At 57.1% G+C, this 23,616-nt stretch carries 16 protein-coding genes; 7 read left to right on the forward strand and 9 right to left on the reverse strand.

Annotated elements, in window-relative coordinates; all coding sequences use genetic code 11:
* Window positions 1-58: 58 nt before the first annotated feature.
* The 5 genes from CSQ86_RS09130 to CSQ86_RS09150 all read right to left on the reverse strand — a co-directional run bounded on the left by CSQ86_RS09130 (window position 59) and on the right by CSQ86_RS09150 (window position 6,866).
* On the reverse strand, window positions 59-2,341 hold the full coding sequence (locus CSQ86_RS09130) for a glycoside hydrolase family 36 protein (protein WP_217625249.1): 2,283 nt from the start codon (window positions 2,339-2,341) through the stop codon (window positions 59-61).
* A gap of 91 nt (window positions 2,342-2,432) precedes the next feature.
* Complete coding sequence (locus CSQ86_RS09135) at window positions 2,433-3,482, reverse strand: LacI family DNA-binding transcriptional regulator (RefSeq protein ID WP_100494829.1); 1,050 nt, start codon at window positions 3,480-3,482, stop codon at window positions 2,433-2,435.
* 98 nt (window positions 3,483-3,580) lie between these two features.
* A complete protein-coding gene (locus CSQ86_RS09140; protein ID WP_100494830.1) occupies window positions 3,581-4,462 on the reverse strand; it encodes a carbohydrate ABC transporter permease in 882 nt (293 codons plus the stop codon).
* Window positions 4,462-5,493, reverse strand: a complete 1,032-nt coding sequence (locus tag CSQ86_RS09145) for a carbohydrate ABC transporter permease (protein WP_243387800.1) — start codon at window positions 5,491-5,493, stop codon at window positions 4,462-4,464. Before CSQ86_RS09145 ends, CSQ86_RS09140 begins: the two co-directional genes overlap by 1 nt.
* A 26-nt stretch (window positions 5,494-5,519) precedes the next feature.
* The gene (locus CSQ86_RS09150; RefSeq protein WP_240542341.1) at window positions 5,520-6,866 is read right to left on the reverse strand and encodes an ABC transporter substrate-binding protein; all 1,347 of its coding nucleotides are present in this window, start codon (window positions 6,864-6,866) and stop codon (window positions 5,520-5,522) included.
* Window positions 6,867-7,330: 464 nt separating this feature from the next.
* On the opposite strand from CSQ86_RS09150, the gene CSQ86_RS09155 reads away from it, so the two are divergent.
* The gene (locus CSQ86_RS09155) at window positions 7,331-10,318 is read left to right on the forward strand and encodes a cation-translocating P-type ATPase (protein ID WP_100494833.1); all 2,988 of its coding nucleotides are present in this window, start codon (window positions 7,331-7,333) and stop codon (window positions 10,316-10,318) included.
* 70 nt (window positions 10,319-10,388) lie between these two features.
* On the opposite strand, the gene CSQ86_RS09160 is transcribed toward CSQ86_RS09155, so the two are convergent.
* Window positions 10,389-11,954 carry an FIVAR domain-containing protein gene (locus tag CSQ86_RS09160; RefSeq protein ID WP_100494834.1) on the reverse strand — a complete coding sequence of 522 codons (1,566 nt, stop codon included), beginning with the start codon at window positions 11,952-11,954 and terminating at the stop codon, window positions 10,389-10,391.
* Between the two features lie 88 nt (window positions 11,955-12,042).
* Window positions 12,043-12,624 (reverse strand): dCTP deaminase, encoded by a 582-nt coding sequence (gene dcd / locus CSQ86_RS09165; RefSeq protein ID WP_100494835.1) that lies wholly within the window; start codon window positions 12,622-12,624, stop codon window positions 12,043-12,045.
* Window positions 12,625-12,991: 367 nt separating this feature from the next.
* Here dcd and CSQ86_RS09170 point away from each other — a divergent pair, with 367 nt between their 5' ends.
* The 3 genes from CSQ86_RS09170 to CSQ86_RS09180 all read left to right on the forward strand — a co-directional run bounded on the left by CSQ86_RS09170 (window position 12,992) and on the right by CSQ86_RS09180 (window position 15,573).
* The gene (locus tag CSQ86_RS09170; protein ID WP_100494836.1) at window positions 12,992-13,861 is read left to right on the forward strand and encodes a hypothetical protein; all 870 of its coding nucleotides are present in this window, start codon (window positions 12,992-12,994) and stop codon (window positions 13,859-13,861) included.
* Between the two features lie 100 nt (window positions 13,862-13,961).
* Entirely contained in the window at window positions 13,962-14,741 is a 780-nt protein-coding gene (locus CSQ86_RS09175; RefSeq protein WP_100494837.1) for an alpha/beta hydrolase, read from the forward strand.
* 88 nt (window positions 14,742-14,829) lie between these two features.
* On the forward strand, window positions 14,830-15,573 hold the full coding sequence (locus CSQ86_RS09180) for a sulfite exporter TauE/SafE family protein (protein ID WP_100494838.1): 744 nt from the start codon (window positions 14,830-14,832) through the stop codon (window positions 15,571-15,573).
* A gap of 108 nt (window positions 15,574-15,681) precedes the next feature.
* Here CSQ86_RS09180 and CSQ86_RS09185 read toward each other — a convergent pair whose 3' ends face one another.
* A complete protein-coding gene (locus tag CSQ86_RS09185; RefSeq protein ID WP_100494839.1) occupies window positions 15,682-17,754 on the reverse strand; it encodes a Na+/H+ antiporter in 2,073 nt (690 codons plus the stop codon).
* 113 nt (window positions 17,755-17,867) lie between these two features.
* Between CSQ86_RS09185 and CSQ86_RS09190 the strand changes: the two genes are divergently transcribed.
* Window positions 17,868-18,353: a nucleoside deaminase gene (locus CSQ86_RS09190; RefSeq protein ID WP_100494840.1), complete on the forward strand. Its 486-nt coding sequence runs from the start codon at window positions 17,868-17,870 to the stop codon at window positions 18,351-18,353.
* A gap of 117 nt (window positions 18,354-18,470) precedes the next feature.
* A complete protein-coding gene (locus CSQ86_RS09195; protein WP_100494841.1) occupies window positions 18,471-20,801 on the forward strand; it encodes an alpha-galactosidase in 2,331 nt (776 codons plus the stop codon).
* A gap of 110 nt (window positions 20,802-20,911) precedes the next feature.
* On the opposite strand, the gene CSQ86_RS09200 is transcribed toward CSQ86_RS09195, so the two are convergent.
* Entirely contained in the window at window positions 20,912-22,126 is a 1,215-nt protein-coding gene (locus CSQ86_RS09200; protein WP_100494842.1) for an ROK family protein, read from the reverse strand.
* 179 nt (window positions 22,127-22,305) lie between these two features.
* Here CSQ86_RS09200 and CSQ86_RS09205 point away from each other — a divergent pair, with 179 nt between their 5' ends.
* Window positions 22,306-23,595, forward strand: a complete 1,290-nt coding sequence (locus tag CSQ86_RS09205) for an ABC transporter substrate-binding protein (protein ID WP_100494843.1) — start codon at window positions 22,306-22,308, stop codon at window positions 23,593-23,595.
* The last annotated feature ends 21 nt before the right edge of the window (window positions 23,596-23,616 follow it).

Genomic DNA, 23,616 nt, shown 5'->3' on the forward strand with positions numbered 1-23,616 from the left:
GCATTTGATCATTTGATACAAGGCGATACGCCCCACGTTGATTGGTGACTTGTAACTATTATTGAAGATTTGTTCCGCAGACAATGACTGCGGAATCCCAATTACGCAAACCACTAATACGCAATAGGCCGTCCGAGACAGTAGCGTTTATGCCGTTGCGGGCAAACATGCGGATTGATTCGGCGGTGTGATGAGACGCCAACGTGGAGGCGGTATCCGTATCGTTCCAATCCTTCGGAGTTGCAAGAGGCAATTCGATGGACACATCATTATTCAGCCCCGCAAAAGTGTGCAGAACAATCAGTGCTTGTCCTGAAGCTCTACCTGTGCCGCGGCGCACGATAGCCTGCCATCCTTGCGGCTTGCGATAGCTGGTAATGGGCGTACCGTAGAAAGCGCTGGTGCCTTGATCGATGACGTTGGACGAAGCACGATACAGTGCAAGCGCTTCATCGATGATTTGCCATTGTTTGGCAGACAACAAGCCCATATCTCCGGAAAGGCACAGACGGCCCAAGAAACCGGATGCCAAGCGATACCGTTGTTGTGCCTCGGTCAGCTCCGCTCTCATAACAGCCCAAATCTGCGATTGTCGTGGCTCGATAATGCGGTGCATATTAGCGGCAATAAGCGGGATTTCGTCACATTCATGAGCATCAGAGAAACTTGCCATTGCGCCGATTTCCATAAAGCTCTGCACCAGACGGTGTCCGCCTGAAGAACATATCTCCACTACCACATTGGGCAGTTCTTTGCGGATTCGGCGGAAGAATGCCTGTGAAGCTTGAATAACATCATAAAGCCCATCTCCCAGAGCGCTTTCCGGCCTATCCGGCGTCTCGCATCCAATGCCAAGTGTCTCGTTATAGTCAACCTTGATGTAATCAAAGCCGTTATCTCGAAGGAAATCAATGACGCGTTCGTGCAGATAATCCTGGACCTCTGTATTGCGCATGTCCCAGAATCTCCGCTGATCAGAGGTGATTGGAATCCCATCACGTTTCAGCAGCCATTCCTCATGATTGAAGCACTCAGTTTCCTGACGACCCACGACTTCGAATTCGAACCATACGCCAGCTTTCATGCCAGCCTGATGAATTGCGTCGACTACGTATTTAATGCCGTGCGGGAAAGATTCTTGACTGACCTGCCATGCGCCGAACTTGGTTCCCTCTGAGAATGGCTTGTTATCGAACCAGCCGGCGTCCATCACCACATATTCGACGCCACGGCCTTTGAGTTGTTCCACTTGTGCCAGCACGCTTTGTTCCGTGGGGAGCCCCCAAGTGGAACAGAATTCATTGAAGATGATAGGTAAGCCGGTCTCAGATACAGTCTCGGGGCGCTCTGATTCGGGCAGTTCGAGTCGTTCGCGCACATGACTGGCCAGAGCTTGTGATGCTTCATCTACGCCGCCTCGCACCACAGTAACCACTCCGCTGGGTGCAGCAAAATGCTCGCCTGGCTGCACAGTGTGGGTCCAATGTCCGAACTCACGATCTGCGATACCGCCGGAGATAGACAGCCCGTTGTCTTTGCGATATGCCTCGATTTGCCAGCTGGAAGCGTGCGTGGTTGCGGCGGCCCATGTGATGTCATGAGCGCGATCTTCCACTGCGATAAAAGGTACCCAGCCTCGTACCGGGAACGATCCTACACATCCGAAACGCAATGAGTTGGCTACATGTTCCTGCCAATCTGGTTCAAGTTGAAGATCCTCGACACTGCGCGAATCCAATCGACCTTCTGCGCTCCATGTGCTGCGCATGCGGTGGATCGTCAAAGTGTTTTCGGCCATGCCCTCTGAAAATGGGCTCAACGAGCCCAAAGTAAAACTAGAAAGCATCTCGAGGGTGAAAGGAACCTGCGATGCATTAGCAACCTCAGTGTCAATGCGCACTGCGCGACTTTGTACGCCGAACGTTAGTGTATGGGTGTATTCAAGTCCGCGTTTATCGGCAAATCGTGTCGTAACAATCGTTTCGCCCAGTTCGGTGTCGGCTTCTTCCTGACCTTGGAATCGCATCGCATAGGTAGTCGGTGAATTTCGCATAGTGCGACCTTGAGCATATCCGCCTGCGTAATCGTCGCCAACGATTTTGGCTTGAATCAATGGTTCAGGGGCGCAATCATGACGAATCGTCTGTGATAGCGAGCCTTCTGGAACCAGAAGAAGATCGACGATCCCGTTACTGATATTTTGCCGATATTGGGCCGTGATGCCATTGCGTGAGATTGTGCGCAGAATAGCGGTGTTCGATGTGGATTCCGCTGCGATCGTTGCAGCAGAATCTGAGGTCGTAGTAGTTGCGGTGGATCCAGGGTGTTCGATGGTCTGCATAGTAATTCCTTTGTGCGTGCGATACTCCGCATACGGCCGGCTGCGAAACTAGGCAGAACTAAGTAGGGTTCATCCCAACTGTTCGGATGGGCTAGTTACTTGGGGCGGCAGTGGATTCTCGCACGATGAGTTGATCGGCGGCGTCGCCGATGTAATACGGGATTTCGGACTCCAATGGGGTGCCCTTGCGAATCTGATCAAGGATGAGATTCGTGGCAAAAGCTCCGATACGTTCGAAATCTTGTCTCCAGGTGGTAAGGGATGGAATCGAGAGACTTGCGATGGGATTATCGTCAAATCCGGCAACACTGACATCTTCTGGTACGCGTTTACCCACTGCGTGAAGTCCGCGGATGATGCCCAGCGCGATTTCGTCGTTGCCGGCGAAAATCGCTGTCACTTCATCATCCTGGCCTAATTTGCGGCCGATGGCTTCAGCGTCTTTTGGATCCCAGCTGGTGCGATATAAGGCGGGAATGCGAGCTCCCGCATCTTCCAGCGCCTTGCGCCAGCCAGATTGACGGGTCTGCGTTTCGTCTTCCTCCGGAACAGCCACATGGAACACGGTTTTGTGTCCAAGCCGCAGCAGATGCTGGGTGACGGCATATCCGCCGCGATCGTCATAAGTGAACAGTTGGCACTGCCCTTGGCGGCGATTGCCTCCGATAAGCACCACCGGTACGTTTTTATTAACCGATCGCAGGATTTCATCACAGCCAGTTCCATAACGAGGTTGGTCGATGATAACTCCCAGAGGATTGACGCTCAGCGTGGATTTGATGGTTTGCCGAAGTTGCTCCGAGGATTGCCGCTCGTCCAGCAACACCACATTCACTACGATTCCTGCTGCGGAAGCTGCCGCTTCCACACCCTGAATGCATCCAGTAACGCCATACAGCAGGCGTTGTCCGGAGAATAGGGAGATGGTGTTTGAACGGCTTGCTGCTAATCCTCGTGCCAGCAGTGAAGGATGATAATCCAGCATTGCGATGGCCTGAGCTATACGCTCTTTTTTGTCAGCCCGCAGATGGGCGCCATTGTTCAGATATCTGGAGACGGAGGAGACGGACACTCCGGCCAATTGAGCAACGTCGTTGATTGACGGTGACTTCTTGGTTGCTGACCGTGTGCTCTCGTTCACAATCTCCTCCTAAGTTGGCTTGGCTGGCACACCATAGTGCTTCAGCGCGTGAATACTACACTTATTATGGCCGGTGTTGACCTTCTTTGCATACACGGTCATTTCACAGCGCCTCCTGTGATTCCGCTGATGATTTTACGCTGGGCCGCCGCGAAGATGATGAGCAGTGGAAGGCTCATCAAAATGATGTAGGCGAAGATTAAATGCCAATTGTTCAGGTACAGGCCAGCACTTGCCACATTGTAAAGATTGAGCGGCAATGTGCTCATCTTGCCGGAGAGAATGAACAGTGCATAGAACACGTCATTCCAGATGTAAAGAATTAGCAGGATTGTCGCAGTGGCGATGGTTGGGCTCAACAGTGGAAGAATCAGCGTGAAAAAGATTCGCGCTGGTTTGGCCCCATCCACACGCATAGATTCCTCCAAAGAAGGTGGAATCGTTCGGATAAAGCCGGTCACAAAGAAAATCACGGTGGAGAGGTAGATGCCCACGTACACACAGATCATGCCGAGTGCGGTTCCGGAAAGTCCAATCATCTTCAGCAGCATCATTACGGTGACCACTGCTGGAGGAAGAATCAGCCCGGAAATGCCGAGTGCGTACAGGAAAGCCATTGGCTTGGTGGTTCGCCGGGCCAGAATCCAGGATGCCATAGAGCCAAAGAGGATGGCGATGAGAACTGCGGGTACGGTGACCGCAATGGAGCCGAACAATGCTGCCACCATCTTGCCGTCTTTGATGACAGTGGCAAAGTTCTCCAACAGCATCCACTTGTCCGGTAGAGACATATCCAACTTCAGAGCTTCGGCCTGAGTCTTGCCGGCGGTGACGACTAGCAGCCAAAATGGAACTGCCAGCAAGGCCAACATGGCAATAATGACAGTTGCGTTATGAAGGATGCGTCGCCAGCGAGGAGCCTGGGATTTGAATGTCTGTTGTTCCTTGTGGCCGTTGTATTGTGCGGTAACGCTGCTCATCAGAAGATATTCCTTTCCCTGCGGCGCAGGAAGTAGATGACTGGCAAAGCGATGAGGGCAACGAGGATGAATAGAATCATGCTCATTGTGGTGGATTGCGAGTAAAGGCCTTGGCCGAAGGTGCGCCACACAAAGATGTTGAGGATTTCGGTGGAACCGCCAGGACCGCCTTTGGTCATTGCCTGCACCATGTCGAATCCGTTCAGAGAGCCAAGCAGTGAAGTGGCTACGTTGAAAGTGAACGCGGGAGCTAGTAGAGGGAATTTTATAGTCCAGAATAGTTGGTGGGCGTTGGCGCCATCGATGCGAGCAGCTTCGATAACATCAGCGTCAATGGTTTTGAGGCCGGCCAGAAAGATGAGCATTGCCAAACCCATCCATTTCCAGCCTTGGATGGCGGAAATGACGACGATGGCCCAAGTGGTGTTGCCGAGGAGACCAGTGGTGACGTGATGCCCGACAAGAGCGCTGAGCATTTGGTCGAGAGCGCCATCGGTTTTTAGCACGGCTTGCCAAATGTAGCCCACAGCAAGGGCGGACATGATGACTGGGATAAAGAACATCACGCGGGCAAAACGGTTGAGACGGGTGTCTTCTTCGAGCAGCACTGCTAAAAGCAGGCCGAATGTGTTTTGGAAGATGGCGATGCAGACGGCGTAGATTAATGTGGTGCGGATATCACGCAGCAGGGTGCCATCTTGAAACAGTGTGACGAAGTTGTCTATGCCATTGAAATCAATAGTGTTTTTGAATGCCGACCAATCGGTGAAGGCGAATACGAAGTTCATCACCGTCGGCACGATGAAGAACACCACAAGCATCGCCCCTGCTGGGATGAGGAATCTCAGCGGATAGTTTTGTTTCATCAAAGCTTTATGAGGATTCATGGTTATTCCCTTTGAAGCGCGATATTGCTGTTGTACCGTAGGCAGGAAGTTGGGATGAAAAATAAATGTGAGTTGAGGTCTCTCGAGATTGTGGTAGTGCGTGAGAAAACGTCTCTGGGGGGGCAGGCCCCCCCAGAGAGTCATGGTGGAGGAGTAGGAAGGAAGTTTACTTAGAAGCCTTTGGCTCCTTGCGCCTTGGCGATCTGTGCGAACTGGTTCTGAGTCGTTTCTGCTACTTGCTCAGGGGTCGCAGTGCCGTTGATCATATTGGCCAGGTTGATGTACAGATCAGGATTGGCAATTGCCGCGGACTGCATGGAAGGTGCTGAATTCGCAATGGAGGATGCCGCGTCGAGCAGAGCCTGCGGCACGCTCTTCGGGGAGTCGACGGTCTTCAGCGCGGAAACCAGGGCGCGATCGTTTACAAAGTTTTCGTAGCCTTCAGACATCCAGAAGTTGAGGAACTGGCGTGCTGCGGCCTCGCGAGTGGAGTCTCCGGTCTTGAAAGCTACGACTGCGCTGGAAGCGCCTGGGGAGAGGGAAGAAATGTTGCCCTTGCTGGAAATGGGGAAGAATCCGAGATTTTCGTCGATGGCGGTCTTGTCGTTGTCGGCGAGAGCGGCGGCAACATTGAATTGCGCATTGTTGCCGATCACCATGCCAGTCTTACCTTCCCAGAGGGCTGCTGCCTGATCGTCCAGTGTGGCGGAGCCTGCGTCGGAGTTGTAATAACCGTCGTCAATGAGCTTCTTGTAATTCTCGATGGCGGTCATGATGGTGGAGTCGGTGAATTTCTCTTTACCTTCGTTGACTCGATCCCACAGGCCATCATTGGCGGCCTCAGCTAGCTGTACCTGAACAGCCCACTGAGTGCCCCACTGGGAGCCGCCCATTTCAAAGAACGCGGAGTCAGCGGCATTGGAATCCTTAATTTTCTTCGCTGCTGAAACCAATTCATCCCAACCCTTTGGCGTTTCTGTGATGCCGGCTTTCTCGAAGACTTTCTTGTTGTACCAAACACCCATCACGTTGACCGGAGAAATCAGTGCGGCATAGCGGTGGCCTTTGGTCTGGCCGAGGTCTGCCACGCCATCGATGTAATTATCGACCCATGGCGCATTGTCGAGCTGTTGCAGTTTGCCGGTGGAAACAAATCCGGCGAGCATGGAGTTGGTAGGCTCCCATGTGGCTAAATCAGGCATGTCTCCTGTGGTGATTTTGGTCTGAACGTTGTTCTCGTAGCTGTCTGGAATGATTTGCAGATCGACCTTGGCGCCGGTGGCCTTCTCAAAATCGGAGATGACTTTGACTGGGACCTTGCTGTCAGACTGGCCTACCCAGAAGGTCAGGTTTACTCCGTCAAGTTTTTTGGTGGCGTCCGGCCAATAATCAGCCGCCGTTGTATCCACATTGTCGGTAGTGCCTCCGGCTGTTGGGTTGCCGCATCCTGCAAGAGATAGGCCGGCAACCAATGTCATTGCTACCGCTGCTCGTATGGCCGAAGTTCGTTTCATCATGATCTCCTTTGGTCTTTCTTCCGATGCCGGACGCTACGAGCTCTGCTTTGAGTCTTCTGCGTCAGGTGATTGCATCATAACATAAAATTGAAAGCGCTACCAAAAATACTCTATAGTGAGAGTGTCTATTGGAATTGCAGCATTTTGAGGCTGTTATTTTGTTTTTGAAAGTAATTACTGGTAGCGCTACCAAAATGGAGTAGTTCAGTTTTCCGGATTGTATGGCTGGTATATAGATGTACGTAGGAGATGAGCGATTCATCGACTCTGAAGTGAGCGCAGATAGACAAAACGCCATTACGCTGTGCGCCGACCCGTCCGCGCGGTTGTGGAATAATGGCAAGGTATGCATCGGCAGCAGTTGCGTCGGTGCCCACAACCGCGCAGTTGCGTCGGCAGCCGGGAGAGATAACCCGAGTGTGCGATGGAACTGACTACTCCGCGGCAATACCAAGGAGAGCACCATGGTTGATCGCCAGAATGATCAATCCGTATCCGCGACCGCAACGAATGAGGTCGTGGAATCAGAAGAAGTCCGCGCTCAGGAGGCTTTGCTCGGCGATACCGACCCGAGCTTGACGAGCGCTGAGGATGTAGCCAAAGCCCTGAATGTCGATCCGAACCAGGGCCTAAGTGATGAGGAAGCAAAACGTCGTTTGGCCAAATTCGGGCCGAACGAACTCGCCGGCGCACCGCCTGTGCCGAAGTGGAAGAAATTCCTGGCCCAATTCCAGGACCCACTGGTCTATTTGCTGCTTGCCGCAACCGTGATTTCGGTCATCGCTTGGTTTATTGAGAAAGCCAATGCCGTGCCTGGTGCCGAAGGGGGAGAGGCACTCCCATTTGACGCGCTGGTGATTGTTCTGATTCTGATTGTGAACGCAGTGCTCGGCTACATGCAGGAAGCCAAAGCCGAAGCCGCAGTCGAAGCGCTTGCCCAAATGACCGCGCCGCAGACCTCGGTACTGCGCAGCGGCAAAGTGCAGCGTATCAACACCGCTGACGTGGTGCCTGGCGACATTGTCGTCCTTGCCGAAGGCGATTCGGTGTCCGCCGACGGCCGATTGGTCAACGCGGCCAGTCTGCGCATCGCAGAAGCCTCTCTTACCGGTGAATCAGTGCCGGTGGGCAAGAAGTCGGACACGTTGGCTGAAGCCAAGGCGCTCGGCGACCGCGCCAACATGATTTTCAACGGTACATCCGTGACCCAGGGCACCGGCCGCGCCATCGTGACCGGCACCGGCATGAACACGCAGGTCGGCAAGATCGCCGACATGCTTTCCGCCACGGAAGATGAGAAAACCCCGTTGCAGAAGGAAATGGATTACGTCTCCAAGATCCTCGGCATTGCGGTGTGCATTATCGCCGTCGTGGTGCTGGTGGCGCTCGCCGTGCTCGAAGGCTTCAACGACATTCACGACGTGATTGATTCGCTGCTGCTCGCCGTCTCCCTGGCCGTGGCAGCCGTACCGGAAGGCTTGGCTGCGATTCTGACGGTGGTACTGGCGCTTGGCGTACAGCGTATGGCCGCTCATAACGCCATCGTCAAGAAACTGCACTCGGTGGAAACCCTCGGCTCCGCATCCGTAATCTGCTCGGATAAGACCGGTACCCTGACTCGCAACGAGATGACCGTGGAACGTGTGGTAACTCCGAGCGGTGAAGTGCAGATTACCGGCACCGGTTATGCGCCTGAAGGCCGCATGGTGATGGCCGGCGGCATCAGCCCGGATTCCGAACAGGCCAAAACCGTGGCAGATGAAGTCGTGGCTACGCTTCTTGCCGGCACCTTGGCCAACGATGGCGAACTGCGCCAAGACGCCAACGGCCGCTGGGAAACCGTGGGCGACCCCACCGAGGTCTCGCTGATTGTAGCCGCCCGCAAGGTGAAGGCTGACCACAAGGCACAGCGCTACACGCGTGTGGGTGAGATCCCATTCACTTCCGAGCGCAAGCGCATGTCCATTATCGCCAAAGACGATACCGACTCCGGCAAGCTCACGGTCTTCGCCAAGGGCGCGCCGGACGTGCTGCTGAGCTACTGCTCGCGTATCCGTGTGGGTGGCCAGGTAAGAAAGCTCACCGAAGGCGACCGCCAAACCATTCTTGCCACTGTGGAGCGCCTCTCCTCCGAGGCATACCGCACGCTTGGTCAGGCGACCCGTCCGCTCGAAACCAGCTCGCTGGCCGACGTGCCCGGCGTCACCGTGAATGCAGCCGGGCAGGTGGCGGATATCGCCGATCAGGCTGACGCCATCGAAACCGACCTCATATGGAACGGTATGGTCGGCATCATCGACCCGCCACGAACCGAAGTGCGCGACTCCGTGGCCGAAGCGCATCGCGCTGGCATCCGCACGGTCATGATCACCGGCGACCATCCGCTCACCGCCGCACGCATCGCCTCCGACCTTGGCATCATCGCCAAAGACGGCAAGGCATTGACCGGCGACCAGCTCGACCAGCTGAGCAGCGAAGCCGAACTCGATAAGGCCACCGCGAATGTTTCCGTTTACGCCCGTGTGGCTCCCGAACACAAGCTCAAGATCGTCGAATCCCTGCAGCGCCAAGGCAACATCGTGGCCATGACCGGCGACGGCGTGAACGATGCCCCGGCAGTCAAGTCCGCGGATATCGGTGTGGCCATGGGCATCACCGGTACCGAAGTGACCAAGCAGAGCGCCAAGATGATTTTGGCGGATGACAACTTCTCCACCATCGTGGCCGCCGTGCGCGAAGGCCGCGTGATCTTCGATAACATCCGTAAGTTCCTGCGCTACCTCTTAAGCTCCAACGTGGGCGAAGTGTTTACCGTGTTCTTCGGCGTGGTGTTCGCCGGATTCCTCGGCATCCGCCAGCCAGAAACCGTGGGCGTCACCGTGCCGTTGCTCGCTACGCAGCTGTTGTGGATCAACTTGCTCACCGACGCCGCGCCGGCGCTCGCCATGGGTGTGGATCCGCAGACCGAGGATGTGATGGGCCGCAAGCCTCGCAAGATAACCGACCGTGTGATCGACGCTTCGATGTGGGGCGACATCATCTACATCGGTATCATCATGGCTATCGTGACGCTTATCGGCATGGATATGCACCTGGCCGGCGGTCTGTTCACCGACCGCTCGGTGGAGGCGATTGGCCACGAGGCGCAGATGACCGAGGCGCGCACCATGGGCTTCACGATTCTGGTGTTTGCTCAGCTGTTCAACGCGCTGGCTTCCCGCTCCCACCTGCAGTCCGCATTCGTGGGCCTGTTCTCGAATAAGTGGCTGTGGGGCGCCATCGGCTTGTCCGTAGTGCTGCAGCTCGTGGTGATTTACGTACCGTTCCTCAACGGCGCGTTCGGCACCACGCCGCTCAACCCGCTGGCATGGGTGGAATGCATAGGTTTGGCTGCGATCGTGTTGATCGCCTCCGAACTGCGCAAGATTGTGCTTCGTGCCATGGCAAAGTAGCAATAGCAGGCAAACGGAAAGGGCGGATGGAATTACTCTCCATCCGCCCTTTCCTATATGGCGTGAGTGGTTAGTTGCTCGAACCAGCGCCGCCGTCAGTGGCATTGTTATTGCCGCTGTTATCTTGCTGATTCTGCTGTTCTTCCAACTTCTTCTGGGCTTCCTCCTGTGCCTTCTTTTCGGCCTCTTCCTGAGCGGCCTTATCGGCATCAGCCTTCTGCTTGGCCTGCATGGATGCGTTCACATCCGACTCGGCCTTCTGCAGCGCGGAAATCGCGTTGTCCACGTCCGTATCAGACGGATTGGAGCTATTCACGATGGTGTTGGCGTCGGTGATAGCAGTCTGCAATGCGGTTCGAGTGTTCTCATCCGCAACGTTACCGGCGGAATTATTCAACGTGCTTTGCGCCTGAGCCACTGCCGAGCTGAGCTTGGACTTCTTCGAATTGGTGTCGGCGGTTTGTTCCGAGGCGTTCACCGCCTTGATGCCGCTGTTGATGGCATCGGTTTGATCGGTCACCGTGCTGATTTGGCTCTGCATGTCCTTGGCCTGCTGCTTAAGCGCATCAGCGGAAAGTGTGGCATCGCAGCTGGCGGTATCTTCAGGATTCTGGCCCTTTTCCACTGCTGAGCTCAAAGAATCGATAGTGGTGCTGTCAGCAACCTTGCCTTTGGAGACCTGAATAGCGGTCTGTCCTTTAGTCACTGCAGCTGCGAGCTTCTTTTTGGCGGCATCATATTGTTTGGCCGCGGCCTTGCACTCCACCAAAGCGGCAGCCTGGTTCACCTTGCTGCTGTTGGAATGCCACCAGAACAGTCCGCCGCCAATCAGAGCGATGACCACCACTACCACAGCTGCGATAATCGCAATCTTGCGGGTATCCTTCTTGTTCTCGCCGCCGTTGTGACGTCCGGGTTTGTCCCCGTCGCCAGACTCATCGTCGTCGGCGAATTCCTCTAACGGGGAGATGGCCGGCGGCAGCGGCTGTGCCGGCTCCTCCTCGAGCCCTGCAAGCTTCACCGGAGCGTTGGCAATCGGCTGGAATACCTGCGTAGCCTCCTCGTCGGCTGGCGTTTCACCAACCGGAGTCTCTGCAGAAAGCGGTACCGCAGGGGGCTGATTCAGTGCGGTGTATGCCTGCGTGGCTTCGGCCTGCGCGGGAGTCACGAATGGCGAAGTCGCTGCAGTGGTTTGCGTGGGCTGGAATACCTGCGTAGCACCCTCGGATGCCGCCGGATTAGACGGCTGCGGTGCTGTAGGTGCTGCATAAGGAGACGGCTGCGGCTGAGCATAGGGCATCGCCTGAGTCGGTGCAACGGGGGCCACCGGGGCGGTGGGAGCCGTTGCCGCCGGGGCAACCGGACGGAAACTTTGCGTGGCCTGATCCCACACGTACTGCTGCTGGCCAGGGGCTGCGGCTATTGGCTGAGCAGCAGCTGCAGGTTGCGGGAATGGATTGAAGGCCTGAGTCTCTTGGCCGGCTGCAGTTGAAGCGGCGGATTGTACTGGGCGAGCAGGCGCAGCTGCTGGCGACTGCGTCGGCTGCGTAGGCGTTTGCAGCGGTGGCACTACTGGTTTAATAGGCTCACTGTTGTTTTGAAAATCAAATTGAAAACCACCATCGCTGTTGGTCATTGCATCTCCTTGGCATACAAGCAAAATGCCGGTCTGCCGACCGGCGTCGAATCAGATGGATAGTGCCCTGCGTGATTCGGTGAATGAATTAATCGTCGATATGAGCTCGATAGAAGTTCTCGTACGAGCGGCTCGGAGTGGGGCCTCGCTGGCCCTGATAGTGCGAGCCGGTGCTTGCGGAGCCGTACGGGTGTTCAGCTGGAGAGCTCAACTGGAAGAAGCACATCTGGCCAATCTTCATACCCGGCCACAGTTTGACCGGCAGTGTGGAAACATTGGAAAGCTCCAATGTGATATGGCCTTCGAAACCGGGATCAATGAAGCCTGCGGTGGAGTGAGTCAGAATACCCAAACGGCCCAGCGAACTTTTGCCTTCAAGACGGGCGGCGATGGTCGGGTCCAGCTTCACATACTCCCAAGTGGAGCCCAGTGCAAATTCGCCGGGGTGCAGAATCCACGGTTCATCAGGACCCACTTCAAATTGCTCGGTCAGCGCACCTTGATTCTCTGCTGGATCAACATAGGTGTAGGCATGATTATTGAACAGGCGGAAATACCGATCCAGCCTCACATCGATGGAAGCGGGCTGCACCATTTCAGGGGTCCACGGATCGAGTGCAATATGGCCAGCGGACTGTGCGGCGATGATATCGCGGTCGGACAGCAGCATAGAAACTCCTTGAATTACAGTACTGCCACCAAGTCTAGCGCCCAGTGCGGAAACAGCTCGATTGACTAGAAGACCGGCCCGAAACATAACTCTCAGGTTATTCTCAGAAAACACCAGAGTTAGACACAGAAACAGGTGATTATATAAATCATGTCAGCGAAAAGCTGAACAGGAACAGCAGCAGTTCCCGATAATTGAACCCCTTTCTTCTTCTCTCTCTCCTTTCTCTCCCCGGCGGCCCGCACCGCCGGGGTTCTTTTTATACGATGCCTATCTATGCCGCTGCTCAGGCTCATCCTCCGGAATGACGGTCACGCCGGTTTCTCGGCTGTATACTGGCAAACAAGTCGGCAGAGAGGGCGTTCTTATGGGGAAGAGTAGCGAGGAATACGACTTCTTTGAGGGAGCTGAATATGAAGATGCCCCTCAATCCCAGCGCAGCCAACGGCATAACGGCCCGCACGGCTCCGGGCGTCGTGCCGCCAAAATGAAACTTGACAGTCCGGTTTCAAAAGTACTGCGGCGACTGGCACTGATCACTGGCTTGTGCGCTGTGGCATCGTCGGCGGCCTCCGCTGTGCACGAAATCGCACCATATGCCATCTCATTCCTCGTGAAAGTGCCGGGGCGCTATATTGCCCTCGCCGCAGCGATATGCATCGGGCTGACGCTGATGTTCGTCATCGGAGCGCGCGCCACCATGCCGCGTAATTCCACGCACGGAGGCGTGGGCGGCGGCGGTATCGTCACCATTGTGATGGCCGGCGCATTTCTGGTGGTCGGCGTGGCTGTGGGCGTACTGTTCCCGCAAGGTCTGATTCTGCCGGATAACGACAAAGCGCCAGTGGAAAACGCTGCGCAAATGGAGCAAGGCATCGAGCAGGCCGCCGGTCAATGCGCGGCAGGCTGGCAGGGCTTGGACACCGGCGGCATTCCCGGCGTGAGCACCGTGCAAATGTGCACGGAGCCTCGCGTTGCTTTCGTCTCGTTCGAATCCGAATCCATGGCAGCCGTGGGCAAGGCGCCAATCAAAGTAAAGATTGCCGAACTGCTGAACCAATACTCCGATAATGAAAACGCTCAGGGCGATTGGCGACTGCTCACGGGCAAGCGCTGGATGGTGTTCGGCGAAGCCGACAAGATGACCGCTCTGCAGCAGCAGTGGGGCGGCGATATCGAGAACATCACCGCGTCCGATGATGCTGCCGGCACGACGAATTCCGACGCCGGGCAGTGACTGTCACTGTTGCCTTCGACTGTGAGACCACTGCCGATGTGAGCGAAATCATGGGATTATTGGCAGGGTCTTACGATGGCGGCATTTATATTGGATTGGTATGAGCAACGAAGCGAATATCAATGGGTTGGCGCAATCAGCATACGAACCACTGATCGGCCGTGAATCCGGCGAAGTTCCCGGTCATTACGGCGATCCGCTGACGGTGGAACATATGATGACCTCGCGCGGTGGCATCGATCAGCACCCCACGCATCCGCTGTTTCTCTGCCTGCACGGGTGGGGCTCCAATGAGCAGGAGATGGCGGATATCATGCGTCTGATTGCTCCATACAACGATTTCGTGGCGTTACGCGGCCCTTTGACCCTGGCCGAAGCGGCTGCGGATTCCCGAGAACCCGGTAACTACGCATGGCTGCACGGCTCGATGCCCGTGGGTGAGGACCTCGATTACGACGCTTACGCCGCCGCACAGGCCGTGGATGCCTGGGTAGCCGCAAATATTCCTGATGATCGCGCTATTGTGCCGCTCGGCTTCTCCCAAGGCGGATTGGTGGCCGTGCATCTGCTGCGCATCAATCCTGAGCGCTATCGTGCGGTGATTAGCCTGTCTGGTTTTAACGCGCCCGGGCAGGTGCCGGGTACCGCTCCCGCTGATGATCGGCTTGCCGACCTGGATATTCCGGTGTTCTATACTTACGGCAAAAACGATGGCGTTGTACCGAAATACGAGTTGTTCGCCACCGCCGCATGGCTTGAGGAACACACCTGGCTCAAAACCAAGAGCTATCACGGGCTTGACCATAACGTGAGTCTCGAGGAGTTCGCCGATCTGCGCCAATGGTTACTGGACAACGACATCACTTCCGGCGTGCTGTAGTCATAGACTAGTGGCCGTGAATACAGGGGATGCAGCTCAGAATCTTGATCAGAACCATCTAGATGAATCACCGCGAGGACTCATCATTATGGCCGTAGTCGGCGTGGCGGTTGGCGTGCTCTCCGGCATGTTCGGCATCGGCGGCGGTACGGTGATTGTGCCGGCTCTGGTCTGGCTCGGACTGACGCAACGTCATGCGGCTGCGACCTCAATGATGGCCATTGTGCCCACCGCGGTTTCCGGTGTGATTTCCTACGCTGTGGAAGGCGATGTGGATTGGATTGTGGCCGCCATCGTATTCGCCGGCATGCTGGTGGGTGGGCAGATCGGTTCATGGTTGCTGTCCAAACTGCCTGAAGTGGTGTTGCGCTGGGCTTTTGTGCTGTTCTTATTGTTTGTGATTGTGAATCAGGCGATGTCGAATCCCTCGCGCGATTCACACATCGTGCTGCATGCAGGCACGGTTATCGGTCTCGTTGCATTCGGTGTGATCGCAGGTATTTTGGCCGGACTGCTGGGCATCGGCGGCGGTGCGATTTGTGTGCCGGCGCTGTCGATTCTGTTCGGGGCCAGCGATTTGATCGCGCGCGGCACGTCGCTGTTGGCCATGTTTCCCAATGCGATTACCACTTCGGTGGCCAATGTGCGCAGGCACATGGTGCATGTGAAAGCCGCGCTCATTATTGGCGTGGTGGCCGCCCTGACCGCGCCTTTAGGTACTTGGATCGCATCTGCGGTAACGCCACGTACCGGAGCGATTCTGTTCACTGCATATCTATGTGTGCTTCTTGTGCGCTCGTTCTGGGTGGCGCTCAAGGCCACGCGACGGTGATGTAGGTTAGATGCCGGAATCGGCATCAACCTGCCGAGGCGTGTAGCAGACAGCCCGGTGGGCTGTCTGTAGCCGAGGGGAGCGGCTGTGCCGCGACGGTCATGTAGGTTAGATGCCGGAATCGGCATCAACCTGCATGACATAGATATTGCGCCTCAAAGTCTTGGCTTGGGCTCGGCTGATGTCGCCGGCTTCGAGCATGTCCTGAATCACGCCGAGTTCGATGGCGTAGCTTTCTTTCTTGACCTCTTCGACCTGCGTAATCATGGCTGCCGTACCGCTCATGTTCGGTCGCGCCTGCAGGGAAGCCTCAGCACGACGATAATCCAACAGAAGCGCCGAGCAATGCTCAGTGTTGTAGGTGCTATTGCCCATCTCGTCGACCAAACGATCAATCACATGATGAATGGCCTCCACCTGCAGCTCGCGTGTACGAGCGAAAATCTGATCCTCACTCACCAAAGGTGTGGTGTGGCGAATCTTGGAAATCGTGCGCTTCGCATAGTTATTCACGCGGCGCTGCAGCATGCGCACACGGCCGCGAATCTGCGACACCGCATGCCCCGACGTCGGATCGGTGGACGTGTGGCGAAGCGTGTTCATGATCTGATCGAGCATACGCTCACAAGCTTCCACATTCAGTTCCTGCGTAGCGGCATCGGCTGCCGGATGCGCCTTGATCTGCGTCAATCGGTCACGTACGAATTCCTTTTCCCAATGCAGCGCCTCGATCTGCAGACGCTCCAATCCTTGCGGGTCGGAATCACCATTGCGCTGCTTCAAACGACTGATGCGCTTGGTGTACAAATCAATCACCATCAGCACAGCACGGCGATTCTCCGGCGTAATACGACCGGTCAATTCCTCTACAGTGGAGCGCAGCACTTCAATCGTAATCGGGACCATTTCCGCACTGGGATCTTTGCCACGGTTCGGAGCGAGCAGAGGCAGCAGGAAGTTCGCCAGCAGCAGCGTCATGATAATCACGCCGGACGCAATGAAAATCAGCTCGTCACGCATCGGGAAATCAGCGCCGCCCGCAATGGAATACGGGATGGTGAACATCAGCGAAAGCGTGATCGTGCCCTTCGGCCCACCGAAGGTCATCACTGCCGCGGAACGCCAGCGTTCCAGCGTCATCTTGCGGCGTTTTCCGGTGTTCACATCACGTGCGATGCGCAGCATGGCCGCCACCCAAATAAAGCGCAGCACGATCACCACTGCAGTCACCAGCAGGATAATGCCGATAAGCAGCGTATTATTGATGCGCGGGTCAGACCAGCTGGCCGTCATCGCCTGCGGCAATTGCATACCCAGCAGAATGAACACGGCACCGTTCAGTGAGAAGCTCAGCACGCCCCACACCGATGACGACACGATATTCGTACGCGCCACATTCGGGCCCACGCCGCTGCGGTCGAACCGAATGAACAAGCCGGCTGCCACCACGGCCAGAATACCGGACACCTTGAACTCCTCCGCGCCCAAGTACAGTAGGAACGGCAGGAACAGTTCCATCAAAATACGGGTGGTCGTGGTTTCCCAACCCAGTGACCGTACGGTTTCAAATACCCAATTGGCGAGTGCCGCCACCACCAGGCCGAAGATCGTGCCGCCGAAGAACGACACCACGAATTCGCCGGCAGCCTGCCCCACGGCGAATTCGCCGGTGAAGGCTGCAGCCAATGCGAACTGGAAGCCCACGATGCCGGACGCGTCGTTGAACAGTGATTCGCCTTTCAGCACACCTCGTTGGCGCTGCGTCAGCGACGCCTCCTTGCCCAGGGAACTTACGGCCACCGCATCGGTCGGTCCCAGAGCCGCGCCCAACGCCAATGCAGAGGCCAGTGTGATCACCGGCCACACGGTGTGCAGCACAAAGCCCACAGCCACCATCGTGGCAATTGCCAGGCCAATAGCCAGCGAAAGGCTCAGCTTCAGGGTTTTCAGCAGAGCGGACTTATCTATCTCGTGCGCTTCGAGGTACAGCAGCGGTGCGATGAACAGCACCATGAACAGTTCAGGATTCAGTCGCGCATTTGGGAAGAACGGCAGATACGCCACCAACACGCCCAGCGCGATCTGCACCAGCGGCGTGGACACTTTCGGAATAAAGCGACTGGCAAACGAACTCACTACCACAGCCGCGATAATGCATAGGATGAGTTCGAATACTGCCATGGACCTTCCTCTCTTCTTCTTGGCCAGTATAGAAAACCCATTGCTACAACACGTTAAGCCGTGCGCCGAAGTGGGACCGTCTCGCCCGTACGACTTTCGCGTAGACTCGCAGTATGGCGTATGAAGGAGCGATGCGGCAGGCGATTCTACTGGCAGAACAAGCGGCGGCGGCCGGCGATGTACCAGTTGGAGCGGTGGTGCTGGACAGTTCAGGTGCGATTATCGGCCGCGGATGCAACACCCGGGAAACCCATGGCGATCCGCTGGCTCATGCCGAGATTCTTGCGATGCGCGAGGCTGCACAATCTCGCGTGCGGCAATCCAGCACTGCTGATTCAGCAACCGTACGCGCTTGGAACCTTGCCGACTGCACGCTGGTGGTCACGCTCGAACCCTGCCCGATGTGCGCGGGCGCATGCATCCAAACCCATATAGGAACGATTGTGTTCGGTGCATGGGATGCCAAACTCGGCGCATGCGGCTCAGTATGGGATATTCCACGCGATCCGCACATCGGCCACACGCCTGAAGTGCACGGTGGTGTGCTTGAGGGCGATTGCCAAGCCATTCTCGCTGATTTCTTTGCCGTTCGCCGCTAGAGCCAAATACTTACTTGCCTCGGCCAACACGCAGTAATGAGTCAACATATTCGATTCTTCCTACCATCGAATCAGCAGTACAGAACGAACATTCCAGCAACGTCAAAGGAGACACTTATGGCTCAGAACGAAACGCTGACCTTCACCGGTACCGCGGCAGACGGTACCGCGCTCACCGCCGTGTATCTCGCCCAGCCCGCCGCCAACGTGGCGATCGGCCTGATTTTTGCGAGTGACGAGCTGCCGCGCATCGTGCACTGGGGTAGGCCGCTCGCCAATCCCGAAACCCTGCTTGATTCCTATGACGCATTGAAGCCGCAGCGCGTTTCCGGTGCGCTCGATAACACCGCGTGGCCGTCCGTGCTACCTACGCAGGCGGAAAGCTGGATTGGCGAGCCGCGCGTGGTGCTGCGTCGCGCCGGCATCGAACTGTTCCCGAAATTCACCGTCACCGATATCGAGGCCGATGGTGTGCTCGACGCATCTCTGGATGCAGCCAGCGCTGAAAGCTATACCGATGTAACCGGGCATGCCCGTGCCACTGGCTCGATTCGTGTGCCGGGTGTGGTGGTTAGCGCTGAAGATAAGGAAAACGGGATCGGCATCGAATGGCGACTGGAGCTTATGGATGGTGGCTTGGCTCGCCAGAAGGCGACCGTTACCAATTTGGGTGCTCCAGAAGATGCCTCAGACCCAGCTGTGGCCAACCTCGAAGTTGGCAAAATCGAACTTGGATTCCCGGTACCTGAGCTTGCCGGCGAAATCCTCACCACCACCGGCCATCATCTGCGCGAACGTAGCCCACAGCGTCAGCCGCTGACCATCGGTCGTTTCGAGAAGCCGCAGCTCGCCGGTCGTCCGGACTTCGATGCATCCCTGCTGCTCACCGCCGGCGTGCCCGGCTTCGGTTTCGAACATGGCGAAGCCTACTCCGTGCACGTGGGCTGGAGCGGCAACTCCGTACTCTCCGCCGAACGACTGCCGTACACGCAGGGCATCATCGGTGGCGGCGAACTGCTCTTCGGCGGTGAAGTGACGCTAGCTCCGCAGGGCGAAGACAAGGGGGAGAGCTCCTACGCAACACCATGGCTGTTCGGCTCGTTCGGTGACGGCTTGAACGAAATCGCCGCACGATTCCACGCCTATGTGCGCTCCCTCCATCCGCGTCTGTTCGCGAAGGGCCGCCCGGTGATTTTGAACACGTGGGAAGCCGTCTACTTCGACCACAACTTCGATACGCTCGCCGCGCTTGCCGACAAGGCCGCAGCCAGTGGCGTGGAACGATTCGTGGTGGATGACGGCTGGTTCGGCTCCCGCCGCGACGACACTTCCGGCCTCGGCGACTGGCAGATTTCCCAGGAAGTCTGGCCTGACGGCGACAAGTCGTTGAAGGCGCTCGCCGACTATGTGCACGGCAAGGGCATGCAGTTCGGCCTGTGGTTCGAGCCGGAGATGGTCAACATCGATTCCGACGTGGTGCGTGCGCATCCCGATTGGATTCTGTCTCCTACCGCCGACCGCCTGCCGATGCAGGGCCGCAGCCAGCAAGTGCTTGACCTGACCAACCCTGAGGCGTTCGATTATGTATTCCATGCAATGGATTCGCTGGTCGGCGAGCTCAAGATCGACTACATCAAGTGGGATCACAACAAGCTGGTCACCGAACCCGGCTCCCGCTACTCCGGCCGTCCGGCCGTACATGCGCAAACCTTGGCCGTGTATGAGATTTTCAAGGGATTGAAGATCAACCATCCAGGATTGGAAATCGAAAGCTGCTCCTCTGGCGGCGGCCGCGTGGACCTCGGCATTCTGGAGTACGCCGATCGCATCTGGGCGTCCGACTGTGTGGACCCGGTGGAGCGTGCGGACATCCAGCGCTACACGTCGCTGCTGGTGCCGCCGGCCATGATGGGCGAGCATGTGGGTGCCAGCCCGGCACATTCCACGCAGCGTGCCACCAGTCAGGAGCTGCGCATGGCCATGGTATTCTTCGGGCACATGGGCATCGAATGGAACCTGCTCAAGGAGCCAGAGGATGCGCTTGCCAAGCTGGCCGTGTGGGTGGCCGAGTTCAAGAAGCATCGCGATTGGTTCGCCATCGACACCTGCGTGCATGCGGATGCCAACGATCCGGCCGTGCGCCTGGACGGCATGGTGATGCCAAGCCAGGATGCCGCGATCTACCGCTTTACGCAGCTGACCACTGGTCAGACCTACCCAGCCGCTCCGGTGCGATTGCCTGGTCTTGACCCAGACCGCCGCTACCGTGTAAGCCCGCTCGACCCGAGCCTTGACCTGACCGGTCTGGCTAATGGTCAGAGCACGCTCGGCTGGTGGAATGAAGACGGCGTGGTGATGACCGGCGAAGCCCTGCAGCGTTACGGCATCCGCCCGCCGTCCCTGCACCCCCAGCAGGCCGTCCTGTTCAAGGCCGTGGCGTTAAGCTGACAATCCAGTGGATTGTCAGTAGCCGCGGCCCGAGTGAGGCGATAGCCGAATGAGGGTATGTTGAGTCTCGCCTGTGGCGAGTCCGTAATTGCAGGACTGTGGCTGAATAATCAGCCGATGTGCTTCACGATGACGCGACTGGCAGCGGCCTTGGCCCACAGCTGCCAGTCGTGGTTCACAATCGTGAACTTCACCGGTTGGGTTTGGCTATGACGGTAATACCTGATGCCATCGCGCAGCGAATCAGTGCCGAGCTTCGCCAAAAACGCCGATTCGCCGGCAATCATCACATGCCCTGGCATCGCGATATTCGCCACCATCGCCACCAGAGCGCCCAAACGGAAACATGTGCGATGCACCAGCTGCGTAGCCTGCGGCACTCGGGCGCGGGCGTCACGGGCGAAGTCCTCGAACGTCACCGGCTTGCCCACAATCGCGGAATATTGCTCCGCGATTGAATCATCAGTCAAACATTGCGAGCAGCCGATATGCCCGCTCACGCAGCGCGGCCCCTCCGGATCCACCAGCACATGGCCCACAAGTCCATAGCTTTTATCTGGGTAGCTCACTGGCTCACCGTGCACAGCCAGCGAATATCCCACGCCAATGCCGATAGTCACCACAGCGAACATATCCAAGCCAACGCCCGGACCAAACCATGAGGCATCCACGAGCAGCGAATCGATGTCATTGAAAACACCGCACGGCAGGCCGGTCTCACGACCGACCATAGCGCCCAGGTCCGTTGGCCCATCCCAATGCAGGAATGGTGCGAACGTCACTACGGAATCATCCACCACGTGACCGCCCACGGCCACGCCGACCGCAGTAGGAGCGGGCAGACCAGTGGCCGCAACATCATCCGAGCATGCGGCAGTCAACTGGGCAATCGCAGTCGCCACATATTCCGGCGATTGATCATCACCGATCGGCAACTCATGGCGGCCGGACACCACCTCGCCATGAGCGTTCACCGCGGCGGACACAATCGATGTGCCGTGCACCTTCACGCCCACGAACGTGCGTGCATTGGCGCATAACACCAGCGAAGTCTGCGGGCGACCGCGCCTATCCGAGCTCTCCTTTGGCGTGAAACGTTCCGGCAATTTGCCTACCCGGCCGGCAGTCGCGCTCGCCGGCAGCTCCTCAATCACCCCTGCATAAATCAGATCACTGGTGATGCGGGAGAGTGCGCCTTGACTCAGCCCCAGCATCTGAGCCAACGTGGTGCGCGCGATCGGACCATACTGCGCCACAGCGGCAGCTACGCGATGCGTATGTTCGGAACCGGAAAACCATTGTGGAATCGCATTGGAATCAGCCAACCCATGCCCCTTTGCGAAAGAATTAATTGCGTTAATCACAAAATAGCGCGTTTTTACTTGCATACGCAAGCAGGCTCGCAGGCGCTGGGAATGAAAACCCGAAAAAGTTACCTTTGAGAGTGGAGGAATTGCCGCTGGCATTGGTGCCGGCGGTGGAAGGAAAAACAAAGGAGTCAGCAATGCTGTCAGATTCCCTGTACCCAACTTCCAGACTGAAGCGTTTAGGCGTGCGTGTGGCCGCAACGGTGTGCGCGCTCGCTGTGGGCTTCGGCCTGGCCGGCTGCGGTTCAAGCACCGCAGGAACCGTCACTCTCGACTTCTTCCAGTTCAAGTCCGAGGCCGCGGACACGTTCAAGGCCATCGTGCAGGACTTTGAGAAGCAGAACCCGACCATCAAGGTCAACATCAACAACTCCGCCAACGCCCAGACCGATCTGCGCACCCGCTTTGTGAAGAATCGCGTGCCGGACGTCATCACCTTCAACGGCGATATCAGCTTCGGCATGTTCGCCGCATCCGGTGTCTTCTACGACTTCACCGACGAGCCGATTGTGGACACGCTCAATCCCGGCATGGTAAACATCGCCAAGAACCTCGTGCAGACCACCGATCCGGCTAAGAAACGCCTGTACGGTCTGCCGTTCGCCGGCAACGCCTCAGGCTACATCTACAACAAGGACCTCTTCAAGCAGGTCGGCCTCGACCCGGAGAACCCGCCGACCACTTGGAGCGAGTTCACGGACATGCTCAACACGTTCAAGGCCGCCGGCATCAACCCGCTGCAGGGTTCCGTGGCCGACGCTTGGACCACGCAGGCTCCGCTTGCATCCCTCGCCGGCACGCTGGTTCCCGAAACCAAGTACACCGAGCTGAAGCAAGGCAAGACCACCTTCCAGGACCTGTGGAAGACCACGGTCGAGAAGGAAGCCGAACTCTTCACCTACTCCACCGAAGACACCGGCGTCACCTACCAGCAGGGCACGCAGAGCTTCGCACAGGGCAAGGCCGCGATTATTCCGCTCGGTACCTATGCGATTCCGCAGATCCTGCTCATCAACAAGGACATCAACCTCGGTTTTGCGCAGATGCCGGCCACCGATGATGCCAGCGAGCAGATTCTCACCGCCGGCGACGACGCGATGCTCACCATCGGCGCCAACACCAAGCACAAGGCAGAGGCGATGAAACTCGTGGAATTCATGATGCAGAAAGAGCAGCTGGATTCCTACGCCGACGCCCAGTCCGCCATCACACCGCTCAAGGACACCTACTTCGGCAATGAGGCGCTGGAGACTGTGCGCCCGTTCTTCGAGGAGAACCGACTGGCCGACTTCTGCGACCACTACATCCCCTCATCCATCAACATCGGCGGCTACCTGCAGACCATGGTGACCTCCGGCAACACCGACCGGTTCCTGAACCAGATGCAGACCGAATGGGACAAGGTCCAGGCCAGGACCTTCGAGTGACGAGTAGGAGAGGAGAGTAAT

The organism is Bifidobacterium felsineum (genome assembly GCF_002802915.1).
Lineage (GTDB): Bacteria > Actinomycetota > Actinomycetes > Actinomycetales > Bifidobacteriaceae > Bifidobacterium > Bifidobacterium felsineum.

Excerpts from the sequence above, each read along its gene's own strand:
- CSQ86_RS09130 (WP_217625249.1), bottom strand. The coding sequence starts at position 2,341 with ATGCAGACCATCGAACACCCTGGATCCACCGCAACTACTACGACCTCA.
- CSQ86_RS09140 (WP_100494830.1), bottom strand. The coding sequence starts at position 4,462 with ATGAGCAGCGTTACCGCACAATACAACGGCCACAAGGAACAACAGACA.
- CSQ86_RS09145 (WP_243387800.1), bottom strand. The coding sequence starts at position 5,493 with ATGACTCTCTGGGGGGGCCTGCCCCCCCAGAGACGTTTTCTCACGCAC.
- CSQ86_RS09150 (WP_240542341.1), bottom strand. The coding sequence starts at position 6,866 with ATGATGAAACGAACTTCGGCCATACGAGCAGCGGTAGCAATGACATTG.
- CSQ86_RS09155 (WP_100494833.1), top strand. The coding sequence starts at position 7,331 with ATGGTTGATCGCCAGAATGATCAATCCGTATCCGCGACCGCAACGAAT.
- CSQ86_RS09160 (WP_100494834.1), bottom strand. The coding sequence starts at position 11,954 with ATGACCAACAGCGATGGTGGTTTTCAATTTGATTTTCAAAACAACAGT.
- dcd (WP_100494835.1), bottom strand. The coding sequence starts at position 12,624 with ATGCTGCTGTCCGACCGCGATATCATCGCCGCACAGTCCGCTGGCCAT.
- CSQ86_RS09170 (WP_100494836.1), top strand. The coding sequence starts at position 12,992 with ATGGGGAAGAGTAGCGAGGAATACGACTTCTTTGAGGGAGCTGAATAT.
- CSQ86_RS09175 (WP_100494837.1), top strand. The coding sequence starts at position 13,962 with ATGAGCAACGAAGCGAATATCAATGGGTTGGCGCAATCAGCATACGAA.
- CSQ86_RS09180 (WP_100494838.1), top strand. The coding sequence starts at position 14,830 with ATGGCCGTAGTCGGCGTGGCGGTTGGCGTGCTCTCCGGCATGTTCGGC.
- CSQ86_RS09185 (WP_100494839.1), bottom strand. The coding sequence starts at position 17,754 with ATGGCAGTATTCGAACTCATCCTATGCATTATCGCGGCTGTGGTAGTG.
- CSQ86_RS09190 (WP_100494840.1), top strand. The coding sequence starts at position 17,868 with ATGGCGTATGAAGGAGCGATGCGGCAGGCGATTCTACTGGCAGAACAA.
- CSQ86_RS09195 (WP_100494841.1), top strand. The coding sequence starts at position 18,471 with ATGGCTCAGAACGAAACGCTGACCTTCACCGGTACCGCGGCAGACGGT.
- CSQ86_RS09205 (WP_100494843.1), top strand. The coding sequence starts at position 22,306 with ATGCTGTCAGATTCCCTGTACCCAACTTCCAGACTGAAGCGTTTAGGC.